The sequence below is a fragment of the Agrobacterium sp. M50-1 genome, assembly GCF_049843495.1.
In the GTDB taxonomy this organism is placed as follows: domain Bacteria; phylum Pseudomonadota; class Alphaproteobacteria; order Rhizobiales; family Rhizobiaceae; genus Agrobacterium; species Agrobacterium radiobacter.
Window position 1 is genome coordinate 47,871 of sequence record NZ_JBBHZH010000004.1, and the last position, 15,088, is coordinate 62,958.

Consider the following 15,088-nt stretch of genomic DNA (forward strand, 5'->3'; position numbering starts at 1 on the left):
TGGCGCTTGTCATGGCATTTGTCATGGCGCTTTCCGTATTTGCCCCTCTTTGAAATTGAGACGGCGCGACCGACACGGCGCGCAACAACGGTACAATTATGAGCGACACCGCAGAAAAACTGGACTACTCCGCCACCCTCTATCTGCCGCAGACGGATTTTCCGATGCGCGCCGGCCTGCCGCAAAAAGAGCCGGAAACGGTGAAGCGCTGGCAGGAAATGGGCCTTTACAAGAAGCTGCGCGCTTCCGCCGCCGGCCGCGAGAAATTCGTGCTGCATGACGGCCCGCCCTATGCCAACGGCAACATCCACATCGGCCATGCGCTGAACAAGATCCTGAAGGACGTCATCACCCGCTCGTTCCAGATGCGCGGTTACGACGCCAATTACGTTCCGGGCTGGGATTGCCACGGCCTGCCGATCGAATGGAAGATCGAGGAAGCCTATCGCGCCAGGGGCAAGAACAAGGACGAGGTTCCGGTCAACGAATTCCGCAAGGAATGCCGTGACTTCGCGGCCGGCTGGATCAAGGTTCAGTCAGAAGAGTTCAAGCGCCTCGGCATCGAGGGCGACTTTGAAAACCCCTACACCACGATGAACTTCCACGCCGAAGCCCGCATCGCCGGCGAACTCCTGAAGATCGCCCGCACCGGCCAGCTCTATCGCGGCTCCAAGCCTATCATGTGGTCGGTGGTCGAGCGCACGGCGCTGGCGGAAGCCGAAGTCGAATATGCCGATGTCGAGAGTGACATGATCTGGGTGAAATTCCCGGTGAAGGACGCTGCGCCCGCGCTTGCCGGCGTCTCCGTCGTCATCTGGACGACCACGCCGTGGACCATCCCCGGCAACCGCGCCATCGCGTTTTCGTCGCGGGTCGAATACGGCCTTTTCGAAGTCGAAAGCGCGCAGAATGATTTCGGCCCGCAGCCGGGTGAAAAGCTGATCTTCGCCAGGAAGCTCGCCGATGAGGCCGCAGCCAAGGCGAAGTTGACCTTTAAGCTCGTTCGCGATGTGACAAGCGAAGAACTGGCCGCCATCACCTGCGCCCATCCGCTGGCATCGCTCGGTTACGATTTCGCGGTTCCGCTGCTCGAAGGCGATCACGTTACCGACGATGCCGGTACGGGCTTCGTGCATACAGCGCCGAGCCATGGCCGCGAAGACTTTGACGTCTGGACCGCGCATCAGCGTGAGCTGGAAGCGCGCGGCGTGTCGCCGGCCATCCCGTTCCCGGTCGGCGACGACGGCTTCTACACCGAGGACGCCCCCGGTTTCGGCCCGTCCGCCGAAGGTGGCGCTGCCCGCGTCATGGACGACAACGGCAAGAAGGGCGATGCGAACGAGCGTGTCATCAAGGCGCTGATCGCGGAAAACAACCTGTTTGCCCGAGGCCGTCTGAAGCACAGCTATCCGCATAGCTGGCGCTCCAAAAAGCCGGTCATCTTCCGCAACACGCCGCAATGGTTCGTCTATATGGACAAGGAACTGGGCGACGGCACGACGCTGCGTTCGCGCTCGCTGAGCGCCATCGACGACACCCGCTTCGTCCCTGCCTCCGGCCAGAACCGCCTGCGCGCGATGATCGAAGGCCGGCCCGACTGGGTCCTGTCGCGCCAGCGCAGCTGGGGCGTGCCGATCGCCGTCTTCGCCGACGAGCATGGCGAAGTTCTGGTCGACGAGGCTGTCAACGCCCGTATCCTCGAGGCTTTCGAGGCTGAAGGTGCGGATGCCTGGTTTGCCGAAGGCGCCAAGGAACGTTTCCTCGGCAATGACCACGACCATGCCAAGTGGCAGCAGGTCATGGATATCCTCGACGTCTGGTTCGACAGCGGCTGCACTCACACCTTCACGCTGGAAGACCGCCCGGACATGAAGTGGCCGGCGGATGTCTATCTGGAAGGTTCCGACCAGCATCGCGGCTGGTTCCATTCGTCGCTGCTAGAAAGCTGTGCGACGCGCGGCCGTGCGCCCTATAACGCCGTTGTCACCCATGGTTTCACCATGGATGAGAAGGGCGAAAAGATGTCCAAGTCCAAGGGCAACGTGGTCTCCCCGCAGGAAGTCATGAAGGACGCCGGCGCCGATATCCTGCGTCTGTGGGTCATGACCACGGATTATTGGGAAGACCAGCGTCTCGGCAAGGCCATCATCCAGACCAATGTCGATGCCTATCGCAAGCTGCGCAACACCATTCGCTGGATGCTCGGCACGCTCGCCCATTATAAGGGCGAAGAGATCGCCTATGACGATCTGCCGGAGCTGGAAAAGCTGGTGCTGCATCGCCTGTCCGATCTGGATAAGGTCGTGCGCGAAGGTTATGACGGCTTCGAGTTCAAGAAGATCGCCCGCGCGCTGGTGGATTTCGCCAATGTCGAGCTTTCGGCCTTCTATTTCGATATCCGCAAGGACACGCTCTATTGCGACGCGCCGTCGTCGCTGAAGCGCCGTGCTTCCCTGTCGGTCATCGCCAAGCTGTTCGATTGTCTCGTTTCGTGGCTCGCGCCCATGCTGCCCTTCACCACCGAAGAAGCGTGGCTGTCGCGTTATCCGGATGCGGAATCGGTGCATCTCGTCCAGTTCCCGGAAATCCCGGCGGAATGGAAAAACGACGCGCTGGAAGCGAAGTGGGAGAAGATCCGCAAGGTTCGCACGGTCGTGACAGGTGCTCTGGAAGTCGAACGCCGCGAAAAGCGCATCGGCTCCTCGCTCGAAGCCGCACCCGTGGTGCACATTGCCGATGCCGATCTTCTGGCGGCGCTGAAGGGGCAGGATTTCGCCGAAATCTGCATCACCTCGGCCATCTCGGTGGTTGGTGACGAAGGCCCCGCCGATGGCTTCCGCCTGCCGGAAGTGGCAAAGGTCGTGGTCGAGCAGAAGCTGGCGGAGGGCGTAAAATGCGCTCGCTCCTGGCGCATCACCACCGATGTCGGTTCCGATCCGGACTATCCGGAGGTTTCCGCCCGCGATGCGGCCGCGCTGCGCGAGCTTGCAGCACTGGCATAATGAAAATGGCCGGATGAATTGCGCTTTGCCTCTTCATCCGGTACACCTGCCTGAAAATGGCCGGATTTGCACGGCAATGCGGGCTGCCGCCTGCCGAAAGACGATGTCTGGCGCAGTGGGACGGACGGCTGGAAGGGTTTCGATGAAGACGATGCAGGGTAATGCGCAGGGTTTGGGCATGTTTCGCACGGTTGCAGGCATCACGGCGATAGGCGTGTTGCTCGGCGCCTGCACGAGCCCGACCTACGGTACGGGCAAGACGGCGGCTGAACAGCTTGTCGACGACCTCGGCAACGCGACTTCGATCACCGGTGATCAGACCAAGCGCAATCTGAAATACAGCCCCCGCCCGGGCCTCGTCGTTCCCGCCCAGACCCGTGCCGAACAGCTGGCCACGCCGCAGCAGAACATGGCAAGCCGCGAAAACAACCCGCAATGGGTGGAATCGCCGGAAGAAACCCGCGAGCGCCTGCGCGACGAGGCGGATGCCAACAAGAACAACCCGCATTACCGCTCGCCGCTGCTTGCCGGTAACGGCACGGCTGGCCAGATGACCGAAAGCCAGAAATGGGAAGCCTTCCGCAAGGCCAAGGCCGATGCACAGGGCGGCTCGGTCGTTAATGCTCAGCGCAAGTTCCTCACCGATCCGCCGGCCGAATATCGCAGCGTGCCGCAGGATCAGCTGACCGATCTCGGTGAGCCGGAGCAGAAGAAGGAAAAGCGCCGCAAGAAAGAAGCGGCTGTCGCCGGCACCGGCAAGAGCTGGTGGAACCCCTTCCAGTAAAAACCAATGGCTGATGGCCTGCGGGAAAGCATGAGCCTCCCGCCGGTCGCTCAATCGTCGAGACGTTTCTCGCGAAAGAATTGCCGCAGGATGTCAGCGCTTTCGCTTTCCGCCAGTCCTGAATAAACATCAGGCGCATGGTGGCATGTAGGCTGTGTGAAGAAGCGCACACCATTATCCACCGCGCCGCCCTTCGGGTCTTCCGCGCCATAATAAAGCCGGCGGATACGGGCGAATGAAATCGCCGCAGCACACATGGTGCAGGGCTCCAGTGTCACGTAGAGATCAGCGCCGGGCAGTCGTTCCTGCTCCAGCGCTTCGCAGGCCATGCGGATCACGGCGATTTCGGCGTGCGCCGTCACATCGTTCAATTCACGGGTGCGGTTGCCGGAACGGGCGATGACGCGGCCGTCCAGAACCAGTACGGCGCCGATCGGAACCTCCTGCCGCTCGCCGGCGGCACGGGCTTCCGCCAGCGCCAGTTCCATGAAATGCGTCCTTTCGGCCATTGCGTTTCAATTTCCTCTTAACCCTTGTGCTTGGACCTGATAGGACAGCCCAAACAACAGGCAAACAGCAAATGACTTTTAAAGACAAGCCGAAGCGTGACGGCGGCAAGACAATTAGCCGCGACAAGAAGCCGAAAGGCCCCGGCAAGCCCGCCGCAGAGCGCGAAAAGAAACCGACCGAGGTAAAGGCCGCCCCGGCGCCGGAAACCGTTGGCGGCTCCAAGCCCGAGCGCATTTCCAAGATCATGGCGCGCGCAGGCGTGGCCTCGCGCCGCGATGTCGAGCGCATGATCATGGAAGGCCGCGTATCGCTGAACGGCGTCAAGCTGGATACGCCTGTCGTCAACGCCACGCTGTCGGACAAGATCGAAGTCGACGGCATGCCGATTCGCGGTGCAGAGCGCACGCGCCTGTGGCTCTACCACAAGCCCGCCGGTCTGGTGACGACCAATTCCGACCCGGAAGGCCGCCCGACCGTTTTCGACAATCTGCCGAGCGAACTGCCGCGCGTTCTGTCCATCGGCCGCCTCGATATCAATACCGAAGGCCTGCTGCTGCTTACCAATGATGGCGGCCTTTCCCGCGTGCTGGAACTGCCGACCACCGGCTGGCTGCGCCGTTACCGCGTGCGCGCCCATGGCGAGGTCGATCAGGCGGCACTCGACAAGCTGAAGGAAGGCATTGCCGTCGATGGCGTGCTTTATGGCGCAATCGACGCGACGCTCGACCGCACCCAGGGTCACAACGTCTGGATCAGCATGGGCCTGCGTGAAGGCAAGAACCGCGAAATCAAGAACGTGCTCGGCGCGCTCGGTCTCGAGGTCAACCGGCTGATCCGCGTTTCCTATGGTCCGTTCCAGCTCGGTGATCTCGCTGAAGGCAAGGTGCTGGAAGTGCGCGGCCGGATGCTGCGCGACCAGCTCGGCCCGCGTCTGATCGAACAGGCCGGCGCCAATTTCGACGCGCCGATCTACAATGCGCCCGTTGAAGACGAGGAAGACAACACGCCGAAGCGGGCGGTGAAGTCCGAATGGGCAAAGAGCGATGCGCCGGAAGGCAAGCCGCGTTTCGACAAGGCTGCCGGCAAGCCGGAAGACCGCCGCGAAAAGGCGCTCGGACGGCTGGATACCAAGCGCGGCGACAAGCCGGCCGGCAAGTTCGGCTCCAAGCCCGCCGGGAAATTTGGCGCAAAGGGCCGCAGTGAGGACGATGGCGACGACCGCCGCCCACGCCAGCCTGCCGGCACCAGCCGCACGGCCAATGTCTGGATGGCGCCCGGTGCAAGGCCCACCCGTGACGGCAAGGAGCGCAAGTCTTCCGCCCGCGCGGAAGCCGAAAACCTCTTCAAGAAGCCTTCCGCCCAGGACGAGGCGCGCCGCAACGTCGTGCGGCATGCGGATGCCGAGGGCGAGTGGATCCGCTCAGATTCTCCCCGCGAAGAAGAAGGTGGTCGCGGACGCGGCGACCGTCCGCGCGGCGAAAAGAGCTTTGGCGATCGTGGTGGACGCGGCGGAAAGCCGTTCGGCGACCGGCCATTCCGCGACAAGCCGCGTGAAGAGGGTGATCGCCCGCGCAGCGACCGTCCACGCGGTGAAAAGAGCTTCGGTGACCGCCCGGCACGCGGCGGCAAACCTTTCGGCGACCGTCCGTTCCGTGACAAGCCGCGTGAAGAGGGTGATCGTCCGCGCAGCGACCGCCCACGCGGCGAAAACAGTTTCGGCGATCGCACCGCCCGCGGTGAAAAACCTTTCGGTGACCGTCCGTTCCGCGACAGACCCCGTGAAGACGGTGAGCGCCCACGCGGCGAGCGCCCGGCGGGCGACAAGCCCCGGGGCGGCAAGCCGGGTGGCAAACCCGGATTCGGCAAACCGTCCTTCGGAAAATCGGGCGAGCGCGGCGAACGTTCGGGTTTCTCAGGCAAGAGCAAAGGCCCCGGTGGTCCCGGCGGCGGCAAGCCGGGCGGCAAAGGCCCGGGTGGCAAACCTTCTGGAGGCAGGGGAATGACACGTAATGCGGATCGTAGGCGGTGAGTTCCGCGGCCGGACATTGGCCGCGCCGAAATCGAATTCCATTCGTCCGACCATCGACAGGACGCGGGAAAGCCTCTTCAACATTTTAAGCCACGCCTATCCGGAAAGTCTGGACGGCACGCGCGTTCTGGACGTTTTCGCCGGAACGGGTGCGGTTGGCCTGGAGGCGCTTTCGCGCGGCTGTCGTGTGGCGCTCTTCGTCGAAAACGGCGTCGAGGGCAGGGGACTGCTCTGGGAAAATATCGATGCGCTGGGTCTGCATGGCCGCGCCCGCATTTTGCGGCGTGACGCCACCAAGCTCGGTGGTGTCAATAATATCGAGCCCTTCGATCTTCTCTTCGCCGACCCGCCCTATGGCCATGGCCATGGTGAGAAGGCTTTCTCGGCAGCCCATGGCGGCGGCTGGCTGACACCTGGCGCGCTCGCCATTCTGGAAGAGCGCGGCGATGTGGCGGTAAAGGTCGATCCGGTATTCAAGCCGCTCGAAAGCCGCATCTTCGGCGATACGAAAATGCATTTCTACCGCTACGAGCCCTAGAACCTTTCCAGGAAAAGTGGAGCCCGGTTTTCCGCCGGGAAATCCGACAGAACAAAGAGTTGGAGTGTTTTCGCGATTTAAAGAAAAGCGAAAACGCTCCGATAGGAACACCTCCCGTCACGCCATGGTCTTGTCTTCTTTGCCGAATAGGCAGAGTCTTTGCCGCGGAAAGAATTTGGGTGTGCGCATGGAGCAGGGTGTAAACGAAAGCGTCACGATCGTCCGCGCGGGGGAAGAGGTTCTCCAAGGTGACAGCACGGGTGGCCACGAGCCGACATTCGGACTGGCGCTCGGCGGCGGCGGCGCGCGGGGCATCTGCCACATCAATGTCATCGAGGCGCTGGACGAACTCGGCATCCGGCCCGTCGCGATTTCCGGTTCTTCCATCGGCTCCATCATCGGCGCGGGCATGGCGGCCGGCATGACCGGCCGCGAAATCCGCGAATACACGCTTGAACTCATGGGACGAAAGGGTTCGGTCGCCAACCGGCTCTGGAGCCTCGGCCCGGCGTCGATGCGCCACGCGGTGGATGGTTTTCGCCTTGGGCAGTTCAACCTCGAACTCATTCTGCACGCGCTGATGCCGCAGGCTCTGCCAAAGGATTTCTCGGAGCTTGCCATTCCGCTCAAAGTGATAACCACGGACTATTACGCGCAGACCGAAGTGGTGGTGGAACGCGGGGAGATCATCCAGGCGCTGGCGGCGTCTGCCGCCATTCCGGCACTGTTCATGCCCGTTCGTATCGATGGCCGCATCATGATCGATGGCGGCATCTTCAACCCCGTGCCCTATGAACATCTGCTGGATCGGGCCGATATCGTCATCGGTGTCGATGTCGTCGGCGGCCCCGAAGGTGACGGCACCACCATGCCCAACCGGCTGGACAGCCTGTTCGGCGCCAGCCAGCTGATGATGCAGGCGGCAATCGCCCTGAAACTGAGGTTACGCCCGCCGCATATTTTCCTGCGCCCGCCGGTGCACCGTTTCGGCGTGCTGGATTTCCTGAAGTCGGAGGAAGTGCTGAACGCGTCGGCCAGCATCAAGGACGATCTGAAACGGCAGGTCGACATGCAGGTGGAACTGTTTCATCGCGGGCAGGGTGTGGAAGCTTGAGGGGTACTCCTTGCGTATTCACCATGGAGCGAGCGCGTGCCGCTTGTTTCTTCTCCCCGCCGGGGAGAAGGTCGCGGCAGCAGGATGCGGGGGCAAGGGTAGAGATATTCTGAGAGGTTGCCCCCTCATCTGACCCTTCGGGCCGTCTCCTCCCCCGCGGGGAGAAGAAACAAGCGGCGCTCTCCCGGCCAGTGCCTTTGAATCATAGCGAAACTTCCGTCTCGCTCTCCTCCGAACCCTCTTCCTCCTCCCACTTTTCCGCCTTGGTCTTCGGCTTCATCAGCGGTTCCGGCTTCACCTCGCGCACCGGCTTGTTGTGCAGCATCTGCCGGCCGGCGGCGAGGCCTTCGACGGCCTGAAGCTCCAGCCGCTGCTCGTCGCGTTCGCGAATGTCGTCGGCAATCGCCAGCGCCCTTTCGCCGTCCATATCCAGCCCTTCCAGAATGCGCCTGCCGAACAGCAGGCCGGATTCCAGCGTTTCGCGGATTTCGTATTCCACGCCCTTTTTCCTGAGGTCGAGGGAATGCACGCGGTCATAGGAGCGGGCATAGATGCGCACGCTTGGAAATTCCGACTGGATCATGTCGATGATACGGTCGGTGACCTCCTTTTTATGGGTGCAGACCGCCACGAGATCGGCCCGCTCGATGCCGGCGGCGATCAGCACGTCCTTGCGGGTGCCGTCACCGAAGAAGATGCGAAAGCCGAAACGGGCGGCCTGGCGCACGCGGTCGGCCGAGCTGTCGATGACGGTCACGTCGCGCCCGCCGGCCAGAAGAATCTGCGAGGCGATCTGGCCGAAACGGGAAAAGCCGATCATCAGCACATCCGCGCCCGCGCCGTCGAAATCCTCTTCCAGCTTGTCCTCTTCCGCGTCCTCCGCCGTCAGCCGCCGCGAAATCACGGCCAGAAGCGGTGTGAGCGCCATGGAAAGCGTGACAACGGCAACGAGGATCGAGGCGGTCGCCTGCGGAAACAGCCCGGAGGCCGCCGCCGTGGTGAAAAGCACGAAACCGAATTCGCCGCCCTGCGCCAGAAGCAGCGCAATCCGGCTTGATGCATAACGCGAAGAGCCGGCGATGCGGCAGAGGCCATAGATCAGGGCAGCCTTCACCGCCATCATCGCCGGCACGGCGATCAGAATGAGGACGATGTGCTCATAAACGATATGGATGTGCAGCGACATGCCGACGGCCATGAAGAACAGCGCCAGAAACAGGCCGCGAAATGGCTCGATATCGGCCTCCAGCTCATGGCGATAGGAAGATTCCGACAGCATCAGCCCCGCAAGCAGCGCACCCATGCCCATGGAAAGCCCGACCATCTCCATGATGGCGGCAGCACCGATGACGACAAAAAGGGCGGCCGCGATCATCACCTCACGCGCACCCGTGCGGGCGATGATCTGGAACATCGGCGTGAGCAGGTAACGCCCGGCCAGCACCATGCCCGCCACAGCAACGACGGAGGCGACGAGATCGGACACCATCGAATCCGTCGGCACATCCGGGCGGTTGGAAAGAATGGTGACGAGGGCGAGAAGCGGCACGATGGCAAGGTCCTGAAACAGCAGGATAGAGAAGGACCGGTTGCCGTGCCGCGTGTTCATGTCGCCGTCATCGGCAAGGATTTGCAGCGCAAAGGCGGTGGAGGAAAGCGCAAGACCGAAACCCGCAACCACGCTTCCCCGCCAGTCGATCAGCCCCGCCCACCATGCAACGGCCGCCAGCACGCTGCCGGTCACCAGCACCTGCGCCAGCCCGAGGCCTAAAATATCGCGCCGCATCTGCCAGATGCGTGAAGGCTTGAGTTCAAGGCCGATGATGAAGAGCAGGAAAACGACGCCCAGTTCCGAGACGTTGAAGATGTCCTTCGCATCCGTGACCAGATGCAGGAACGGGCCGATGATGATGCCGGCGACCAGATAACCGAGCACGGTGCCAAGCCCGAGCTTGCGGAAAACGGAGGCCGCAATGACCGCGCCGGCCAGAAGCAGCAATGGTTCGGAAAAGAGAGCGTCGTGCTCGGTCATGCGGGCGGACTTTCGAATAGGGTGGCGACAATACCGTCCGAATGGAGAAAGCGGCGTTTCGCCCTTGATGCGGGGTTGCTGGCACAATAAATGGAACAGGAATGAAAGGCCAACTCATGTCCTCAGAAATAGATTCTTCCAAACTTCTCGATCGCGCCAGCGAACTTGTCGATCTTGCCCGTGCCGCCGGCGCGGATGAGGCGGATGCCGTTGTCGTCCGCTCCCGCTCGCAGTCGGTCGGCGTGCGGCTCGGCAAGGTGGAAAGCACCGAATCCTCCGAAAGTGACGATTTTTCCCTGCGCGTCTTCGTTGGCCGCCGGGTGGCGAGCGTTTCGGCCAATCCCGGCTTTGACCTGAAGACGCTGGCGGAACGGGCCGTCGCCATGGCCAAGGTCTCGCCGGAAGATCCCTTTGCCTGCCTGGCGGACAAGGAGCGGCTTGCGACGTCCTACGACGATCTCGAGCTTTTCGATGCGACCGAAGTCTCGGCCGATCAGCTGCGTGAGGCAGCCCTTGCGTCGGAAGAGGCAGCGCTTGCGGTCAAGGGCGTCAGCAATTCCTCCGGCGCCGGCGCATCAAGCGGCATGGGCGGCCTCGTCCTCGCTACGTCACACGGTTTTTCCGGCAGCTATATGGGCAGCCGCTTCAGCCGCTCCGTCAGCGTCATCGCCGGCGAAGGCACCAAGATGGAGCGCGACTACGATTTCGACAGCCGCCTCTATTATGCCGATCTCGATGCGGCCGAGGAAATCGGTCGCCGCGCCGGTGAAAAAGTCGTGCGGCGTGTCGGCCCGCGTCAGGTCGATACCGGCAGCAACATCACGGTGGTTTTCGATCCACGCATCGCCCGCGGTTTCGTCGGCGCGATCGCCGGCGCGATCAACGGTGCTTCGGTCGCCCGCAAGACCAGCTTTCTGCGCGATAAAATGGGTCAGCAGGTTCTAAAAAAGGGTCTTTATCTCACCGACGACCCGCAGATCGTGCGCGGCCCGTCCTCGCGTCCCTTTGATGGCGAGGGTGTTCGCGGCGAGAAGATGACGATGATCGAGGACGGGGTGCTGAAGCACTGGTTCCTCTCCACCTCGGCGGCGCGCGAACTTGGCCTTGAAACCAACGGTCGCGGCGTGCGCGGCGGCACGGCGGTTTCGCCGGCTTCTACCAATCTCGCGCTGGAGCCGGGCGATCTCTCGCCGGAGGACTTGCTGAGGCAGGTCGGAACCGGCTTTTACGTCACCGAGCTGATCGGCCACGGCGCCAACATGATCACGGGTGAGTATAGCTGCGGCGCCAGCGGTTTCTGGATCGAGAATGGCGAAAAGACCTTCGCGGTTTCCGAGGTCACCATCGCCTCGAACCTGAAGGACATGTTCATGCGGGTCACGCCGGCCAATGATATTGACCGCAAATACGGCGTCGCGGCCCCGACGCTTGCCATTGAAGGCATGACGATCGCGGGCAAGTGAGGCGGCCTGCGGGTTGTTTTCGCCGGCGCTTTATGTGCAAGTGCGAAGAGAAAAACGGGCGCGCCGTTTGAGGCGCGCGGAAAAGACGGCAAAATGAACGATATGGCTGAGGCCCGCTGGGCCTCCGATCTGAGGCTGGTCCTTGAAGCCGCCCGCAAGGCGGGCGAGACGGCCCTCGGTTTCTTCCGCAAGGATCCCGAGGTCTGGTGGAAAAATGGCGGGCTTTCGCCGGTCAGCGCGGCCGACTACGCCGCCAATGAAATCCTCGAAACCATCCTGCGCTCCGCCCGGCCGGATTATGGCTGGCTTTCCGAAGAGACGGATGACGATACCGACAGGCTGTCCCGTTCCACGGTCTTCGTCGTTGATCCCATTGACGGCACCCGCGCCTTCATCGGCGGGCGGGATACATGGTGCGTCAGCGTTGCGGTGGTGCATGAGGGCCGACCGGTGGTCGCGGCGCTCGTCGCACCGGCGCTTGCCGAGGAGTTTACCGCATTTGAAGGCGGTGAAGCTCTGAAGAACGGGTCGCCCGTTTTTGCCGCGCGCGAAAATGCCGGCATCTTCCATCTGGCGGCGCCCGAAGACGTGATCACGCATCTGCCGGAAGGGGTGCGGGGCAGCGTCAAGCGCATTCCGCACGTGCCCTCTCTCGCCTACAGGCTGGCGATGGTGGCGGATGGCCGCATTGATGGAACGCTGGTCAAGGCCAACTCGCACGAGTGGGATCTGGCCGCCGCTGACCTCATTCTGGAGAAGGCGGGCGGTCGTCTGGTCGGGCTTGATGGAAAACCTCTGATGTATAATCGCCGGCAGGTTAACCACCCCGCATTGTGCGCTGCAGCAGATTATGCGCTGCCTGCACTTTTGAAAGCGTTTTCACATCTGTCTGACAGTTGACGTTTGCCGGGAAATCCCGCAGATGAAGGCCTCTCTCAGCGTTTAAGAAAGAGACTAAGACATGACGGAATCTGGCAAACCGAAACAGCTGCTGCACCTCGTATTCGGCGGCGAACTTGAAAACCTTCAGGATGTTCAGTTCCGGGATTTGAACGCGCTCGATATCGTCGGCATCTATCCGGACTATGCTTCCGCGCTGACCGCATGGAAGTCCAAGGCGCAAATGACTGTTGATAACGCCCATATGCGTTATTTTATCGTGCATATGCACCGTCTTCTCAATCCGGACGATAAAATTTGAGTCCTTTTGCCCTTGCGTTGTAATACTATTGGGTGAAAGCGAGCTTTCCCGTGATTCCTGCGCGAGCGGCGCAGGCCGGGAATGCCGGGGCGAGAAAATGTGATCGCGCTTTCGTTTCCGATGACAAAAAATGACGCAATTTGAGAAGAAGTAGGCGGCGATAACAACCAGAACAGGGGCAGGGCATTGCGCGGAATGATCAAGGGCAGAATGTCATGAGCAGCCGTCTCGCACGTTTCGCTCTTTCCGGTTACCGCATTGCCGGTATCGCCGCTTACCCGTTCGCCAAGCCCTATCTTTCCTATCGGGCAGCGAAGGGCAAGGAAGACAAGCGCCGCCGGCTCGAACGTTTCGGTTATGCGAGCGCCGAGCGCCCGCGCGGGCCGCTCGTCTGGTTCCATGCCGCAAGTGTCGGTGAAACGCTTGCCCTCATCCCGCTGATCCGTGAAATCCGCAAGCGCGATATCTTCGTGCTTCTGACCACCGGCACCGTCACGTCGGCCGAGTTGACCCGCACCCGGCTTGGCGATGACGTGATCCACCAATATGTGCCGCTCGACATCAAGATCGCGGTCAATCGCTTCCTCACCTATTGGGCGCCGGATGCCGCCATAACGGCGGAATCGGAAATCTGGCCGGTGACGATGATGGAGCTGGAGCGCCGGCACATTCCGCAGATCCGTGTCAATGCGCGTCTCTCCGACCGTTCCTTTGACCGCTGGAAAGCCCGGCATGATATTGCGGAATCGCTGTTTTCCAAGCTGGCGCTGGTGGTTGCGCAGTCCGATCTCGATGCCGAACGTTTCCGCGATCTCGGCTCATGGCCGGTGGTGATTTCGGGCAATCTCAAGGGCGATACCGACCCGCCGCCCTGTGACGAGGCGCTTTTGGAGCACTATCGCAAGCAGGTCGGCAATCGCAAGACATGGGCCGCCATCTCCACCTTCGACGGCGAGGAGAAGGCTGCCGCCACCGTTCATGCGGCGATCAAGTCGCGCAACGGCCAACTGACCATCATCGTGCCGCGCCATCCCGAGCGCGGCGATGATGTGGAAGCCATGCTGAAAGGCATGGGGCTTACCGTGGCGCGTCGCAGCCGCAATGACGTGATCACGCCGGAAACCGATATTTTCCTTGGCGATTCCATCGGTGAAATGGGGCTTTACCTGCGGCTGACCGAACTTGCCTTCGTCGGCCGGTCACTGACGGCCGAAGGCGGGCAGAACCCGCTGGAGCCGGCGATGCTCGGCTGCGCCGTCCTGTCAGGCGCGCATGTGCAGAATTTCCGCGAAGCCTATCAGAAGCTGATCCGCGCCGGCGGCGGGCGTATCATCCGCGATGTCGAGATGTTGGCCAAGGCGGTGCATTACCTCTTGGTCAATGACAATGAGCGTTACAAGATGATCGATGCCGGCAACCGGGTCATTCAGGATATGCGCGGCGCTCTTTCTTCCACCGTCAAGGCGCTGGAGCCCTATATCAACCCGCTCACCGTTTCCGCCAAGCTGCAACCGCGGAGCGCCATCGGTTCATGGTAGCGGATATCGAACTCAACGCGGCGCAATCGATCGCCGCAGTCCTTTTCGACAAGGACGGAACGCTTTTAGGCTATGACGCCAGCTGGGGACCGGTGAACCGCGAACTTGCGGCCATCGCGGCCAATGGCGATCCCGTTCTCGCTGACCGGCTTCTCTCCGCCTGCGGCATGGACCCCGTTACCGGTCATGTGGTGCCGGACAGCCTTCTGGCCGCCGGCAATACGGCGGAAATCGCCGCCGGTCTGGTTGCCGCCGGCTCGCCCTGCGATGTCGGGGAGCTGACGGCGCGCCTCGACCGGTTGTTTACCGAGGCTGCGGATAAATCCGTGCCGGTGACCGATCTCAAGGCATTTTTCGCAAGGCTGAAGGCGCGGGGCTACAAGCTCGGCATCGCCTCCAGCGACAATGAAAACTCCATCCGCCAGACCGCCATCCGCTTCGGTTTCGAAAACGACGTCGATTTCGTCGCGGGATATGACAGCGGTTACGGCACCAAGCCGCAGCCCGGCATGGTGCTGGGCTTCTGCGAGGCGATCGGCTTTCCACCCGAACGCGTGGCTGTTGTCGGCGACAATAACCACGATCTGCATATGGCGAAAAATGCCGGTGCCGGTCTGCGGATCGCCGTTCTGACCGGAACAGGCTCGCGCGAGAGCCTTGGCGCGGATGCCGATTATTGTTTCGATGACATTACCGCGCTCGAAGCGCTTTTGCCGGAACGGGCTCTCTGAACCCGGTGGGGTTTCCGCCGGGTCCGGTGTCGCCCCGTGGAACCGTCTAATCCATTTTTGCAATTTACGGTTTTTTCTGGCAAACAACCTCCTGACATGTGACAGGCGAACGGAATGCCGTGGGCGACGCGGCCGGGAGCGGGAAT

At 62.0% G+C, this 15,088-nt stretch carries 12 protein-coding genes; 10 read left to right on the forward strand and 2 right to left on the reverse strand.

The features are described from left to right. Positions 1 to 98: 98 nt before the first annotated feature. A complete protein-coding gene (gene ileS / locus WDZ78_RS10645) occupies positions 99 to 3,002 on the forward strand; it encodes an isoleucine--tRNA ligase (protein WP_425672995.1) in 2,904 nt (967 codons plus the stop codon). A gap of 142 nt (positions 3,003 to 3,144) precedes the next feature. Beyond that, on the forward strand, positions 3,145 to 3,786 hold the full coding sequence (locus WDZ78_RS10650) for a hypothetical protein (protein WP_425672996.1): 642 nt from the start codon (positions 3,145 to 3,147) through the stop codon (positions 3,784 to 3,786). A 50-nt stretch (positions 3,787 to 3,836) separates the two neighbouring features. Here the strand turns inward: WDZ78_RS10650 and WDZ78_RS10655 are convergent, their stop codons facing one another. Next, entirely contained in the window at positions 3,837 to 4,295 is a 459-nt protein-coding gene (locus WDZ78_RS10655; RefSeq protein ID WP_425672997.1) for a nucleoside deaminase, read from the reverse strand. 71 nt (positions 4,296 to 4,366) lie between these two features. Between WDZ78_RS10655 and WDZ78_RS10660 the strand changes: the two genes are divergently transcribed. The 3 genes from WDZ78_RS10660 to WDZ78_RS10670 all read left to right on the forward strand — a co-directional run bounded on the left by WDZ78_RS10660 (position 4,367) and on the right by WDZ78_RS10670 (position 7,977). Continuing rightward, positions 4,367 to 6,325: a pseudouridine synthase gene (locus WDZ78_RS10660; protein WP_425672998.1), complete on the forward strand. Its 1,959-nt coding sequence runs from the start codon at positions 4,367 to 4,369 to the stop codon at positions 6,323 to 6,325. Next, positions 6,306 to 6,863, forward strand: coding sequence for a 16S rRNA (guanine(966)-N(2))-methyltransferase RsmD (rsmD, locus tag WDZ78_RS10665; protein WP_003503166.1), 558 nt, complete (start codon positions 6,306 to 6,308; stop codon positions 6,861 to 6,863). Before WDZ78_RS10660 ends, rsmD begins: the two co-directional genes overlap by 20 nt. Before the next feature lie 187 nt (positions 6,864 to 7,050). Continuing rightward, positions 7,051 to 7,977: a patatin-like phospholipase family protein gene (locus WDZ78_RS10670; protein ID WP_020010539.1), complete on the forward strand. Its 927-nt coding sequence runs from the start codon at positions 7,051 to 7,053 to the stop codon at positions 7,975 to 7,977. Positions 7,978 to 8,179: 202 nt separating this feature from the next. Here WDZ78_RS10670 and WDZ78_RS10675 read toward each other — a convergent pair whose 3' ends face one another. Next, positions 8,180 to 10,009 carry a monovalent cation:proton antiporter-2 (CPA2) family protein gene (locus WDZ78_RS10675; protein ID WP_425672999.1) on the reverse strand — a complete coding sequence of 610 codons (1,830 nt, stop codon included), beginning with the start codon at positions 10,007 to 10,009 and terminating at the stop codon, positions 8,180 to 8,182. Between the two features lie 116 nt (positions 10,010 to 10,125). Between WDZ78_RS10675 and WDZ78_RS10680 the strand changes: the two genes are divergently transcribed. The 5 genes from WDZ78_RS10680 to WDZ78_RS10700 all read left to right on the forward strand — a co-directional run bounded on the left by WDZ78_RS10680 (position 10,126) and on the right by WDZ78_RS10700 (position 14,942). Then, positions 10,126 to 11,472 (forward strand): TldD/PmbA family protein, encoded by a 1,347-nt coding sequence (locus WDZ78_RS10680; protein WP_026363681.1) that lies wholly within the window; start codon positions 10,126 to 10,128, stop codon positions 11,470 to 11,472. 93 nt (positions 11,473 to 11,565) lie between these two features. Then, positions 11,566 to 12,372, forward strand: coding sequence for a 3'(2'),5'-bisphosphate nucleotidase CysQ (locus WDZ78_RS10685; protein ID WP_425673000.1), 807 nt, complete (start codon positions 11,566 to 11,568; stop codon positions 12,370 to 12,372). A gap of 61 nt (positions 12,373 to 12,433) precedes the next feature. Next, positions 12,434 to 12,673: a DUF4170 domain-containing protein gene (locus tag WDZ78_RS10690; RefSeq protein ID WP_003503155.1), complete on the forward strand. Its 240-nt coding sequence runs from the start codon at positions 12,434 to 12,436 to the stop codon at positions 12,671 to 12,673. Between the two features lie 215 nt (positions 12,674 to 12,888). Next, a complete protein-coding gene (gene waaA, locus WDZ78_RS10695; protein WP_020010543.1) occupies positions 12,889 to 14,211 on the forward strand; it encodes a lipid IV(A) 3-deoxy-D-manno-octulosonic acid transferase in 1,323 nt (440 codons plus the stop codon). Beyond that, positions 14,205 to 14,942, forward strand: coding sequence for an HAD family hydrolase (locus tag WDZ78_RS10700; protein ID WP_020010544.1), 738 nt, complete (start codon positions 14,205 to 14,207; stop codon positions 14,940 to 14,942). The genes waaA and WDZ78_RS10700 overlap by 7 nt, the downstream gene beginning before the upstream one ends. The last annotated feature ends 146 nt before the right edge of the window (positions 14,943 to 15,088 follow it).

Coding starts and splice junctions, on each gene's coding strand:
- ileS (WP_425672995.1), top strand. CDS start 99: ATGAGCGACACCGCAGAAAAACTGGACTACTCCGCCACCCTCTATCTG.
- WDZ78_RS10650 (WP_425672996.1), top strand. CDS start 3,145: ATGAAGACGATGCAGGGTAATGCGCAGGGTTTGGGCATGTTTCGCACG.
- WDZ78_RS10655 (WP_425672997.1), bottom strand. CDS start 4,295: ATGGCCGAAAGGACGCATTTCATGGAACTGGCGCTGGCGGAAGCCCGT.
- WDZ78_RS10660 (WP_425672998.1), top strand. CDS start 4,367: ATGACTTTTAAAGACAAGCCGAAGCGTGACGGCGGCAAGACAATTAGC.
- rsmD (WP_003503166.1), top strand. CDS start 6,306: ATGCGGATCGTAGGCGGTGAGTTCCGCGGCCGGACATTGGCCGCGCCG.
- WDZ78_RS10670 (WP_020010539.1), top strand. CDS start 7,051: ATGGAGCAGGGTGTAAACGAAAGCGTCACGATCGTCCGCGCGGGGGAA.
- WDZ78_RS10675 (WP_425672999.1), bottom strand. CDS start 10,009: ATGACCGAGCACGACGCTCTCTTTTCCGAACCATTGCTGCTTCTGGCC.
- WDZ78_RS10680 (WP_026363681.1), top strand. CDS start 10,126: ATGTCCTCAGAAATAGATTCTTCCAAACTTCTCGATCGCGCCAGCGAA.
- WDZ78_RS10685 (WP_425673000.1), top strand. CDS start 11,566: ATGAACGATATGGCTGAGGCCCGCTGGGCCTCCGATCTGAGGCTGGTC.
- WDZ78_RS10690 (WP_003503155.1), top strand. CDS start 12,434: ATGACGGAATCTGGCAAACCGAAACAGCTGCTGCACCTCGTATTCGGC.
- waaA (WP_020010543.1), top strand. CDS start 12,889: ATGAGCAGCCGTCTCGCACGTTTCGCTCTTTCCGGTTACCGCATTGCC.
- WDZ78_RS10700 (WP_020010544.1), top strand. CDS start 14,205: ATGGTAGCGGATATCGAACTCAACGCGGCGCAATCGATCGCCGCAGTC.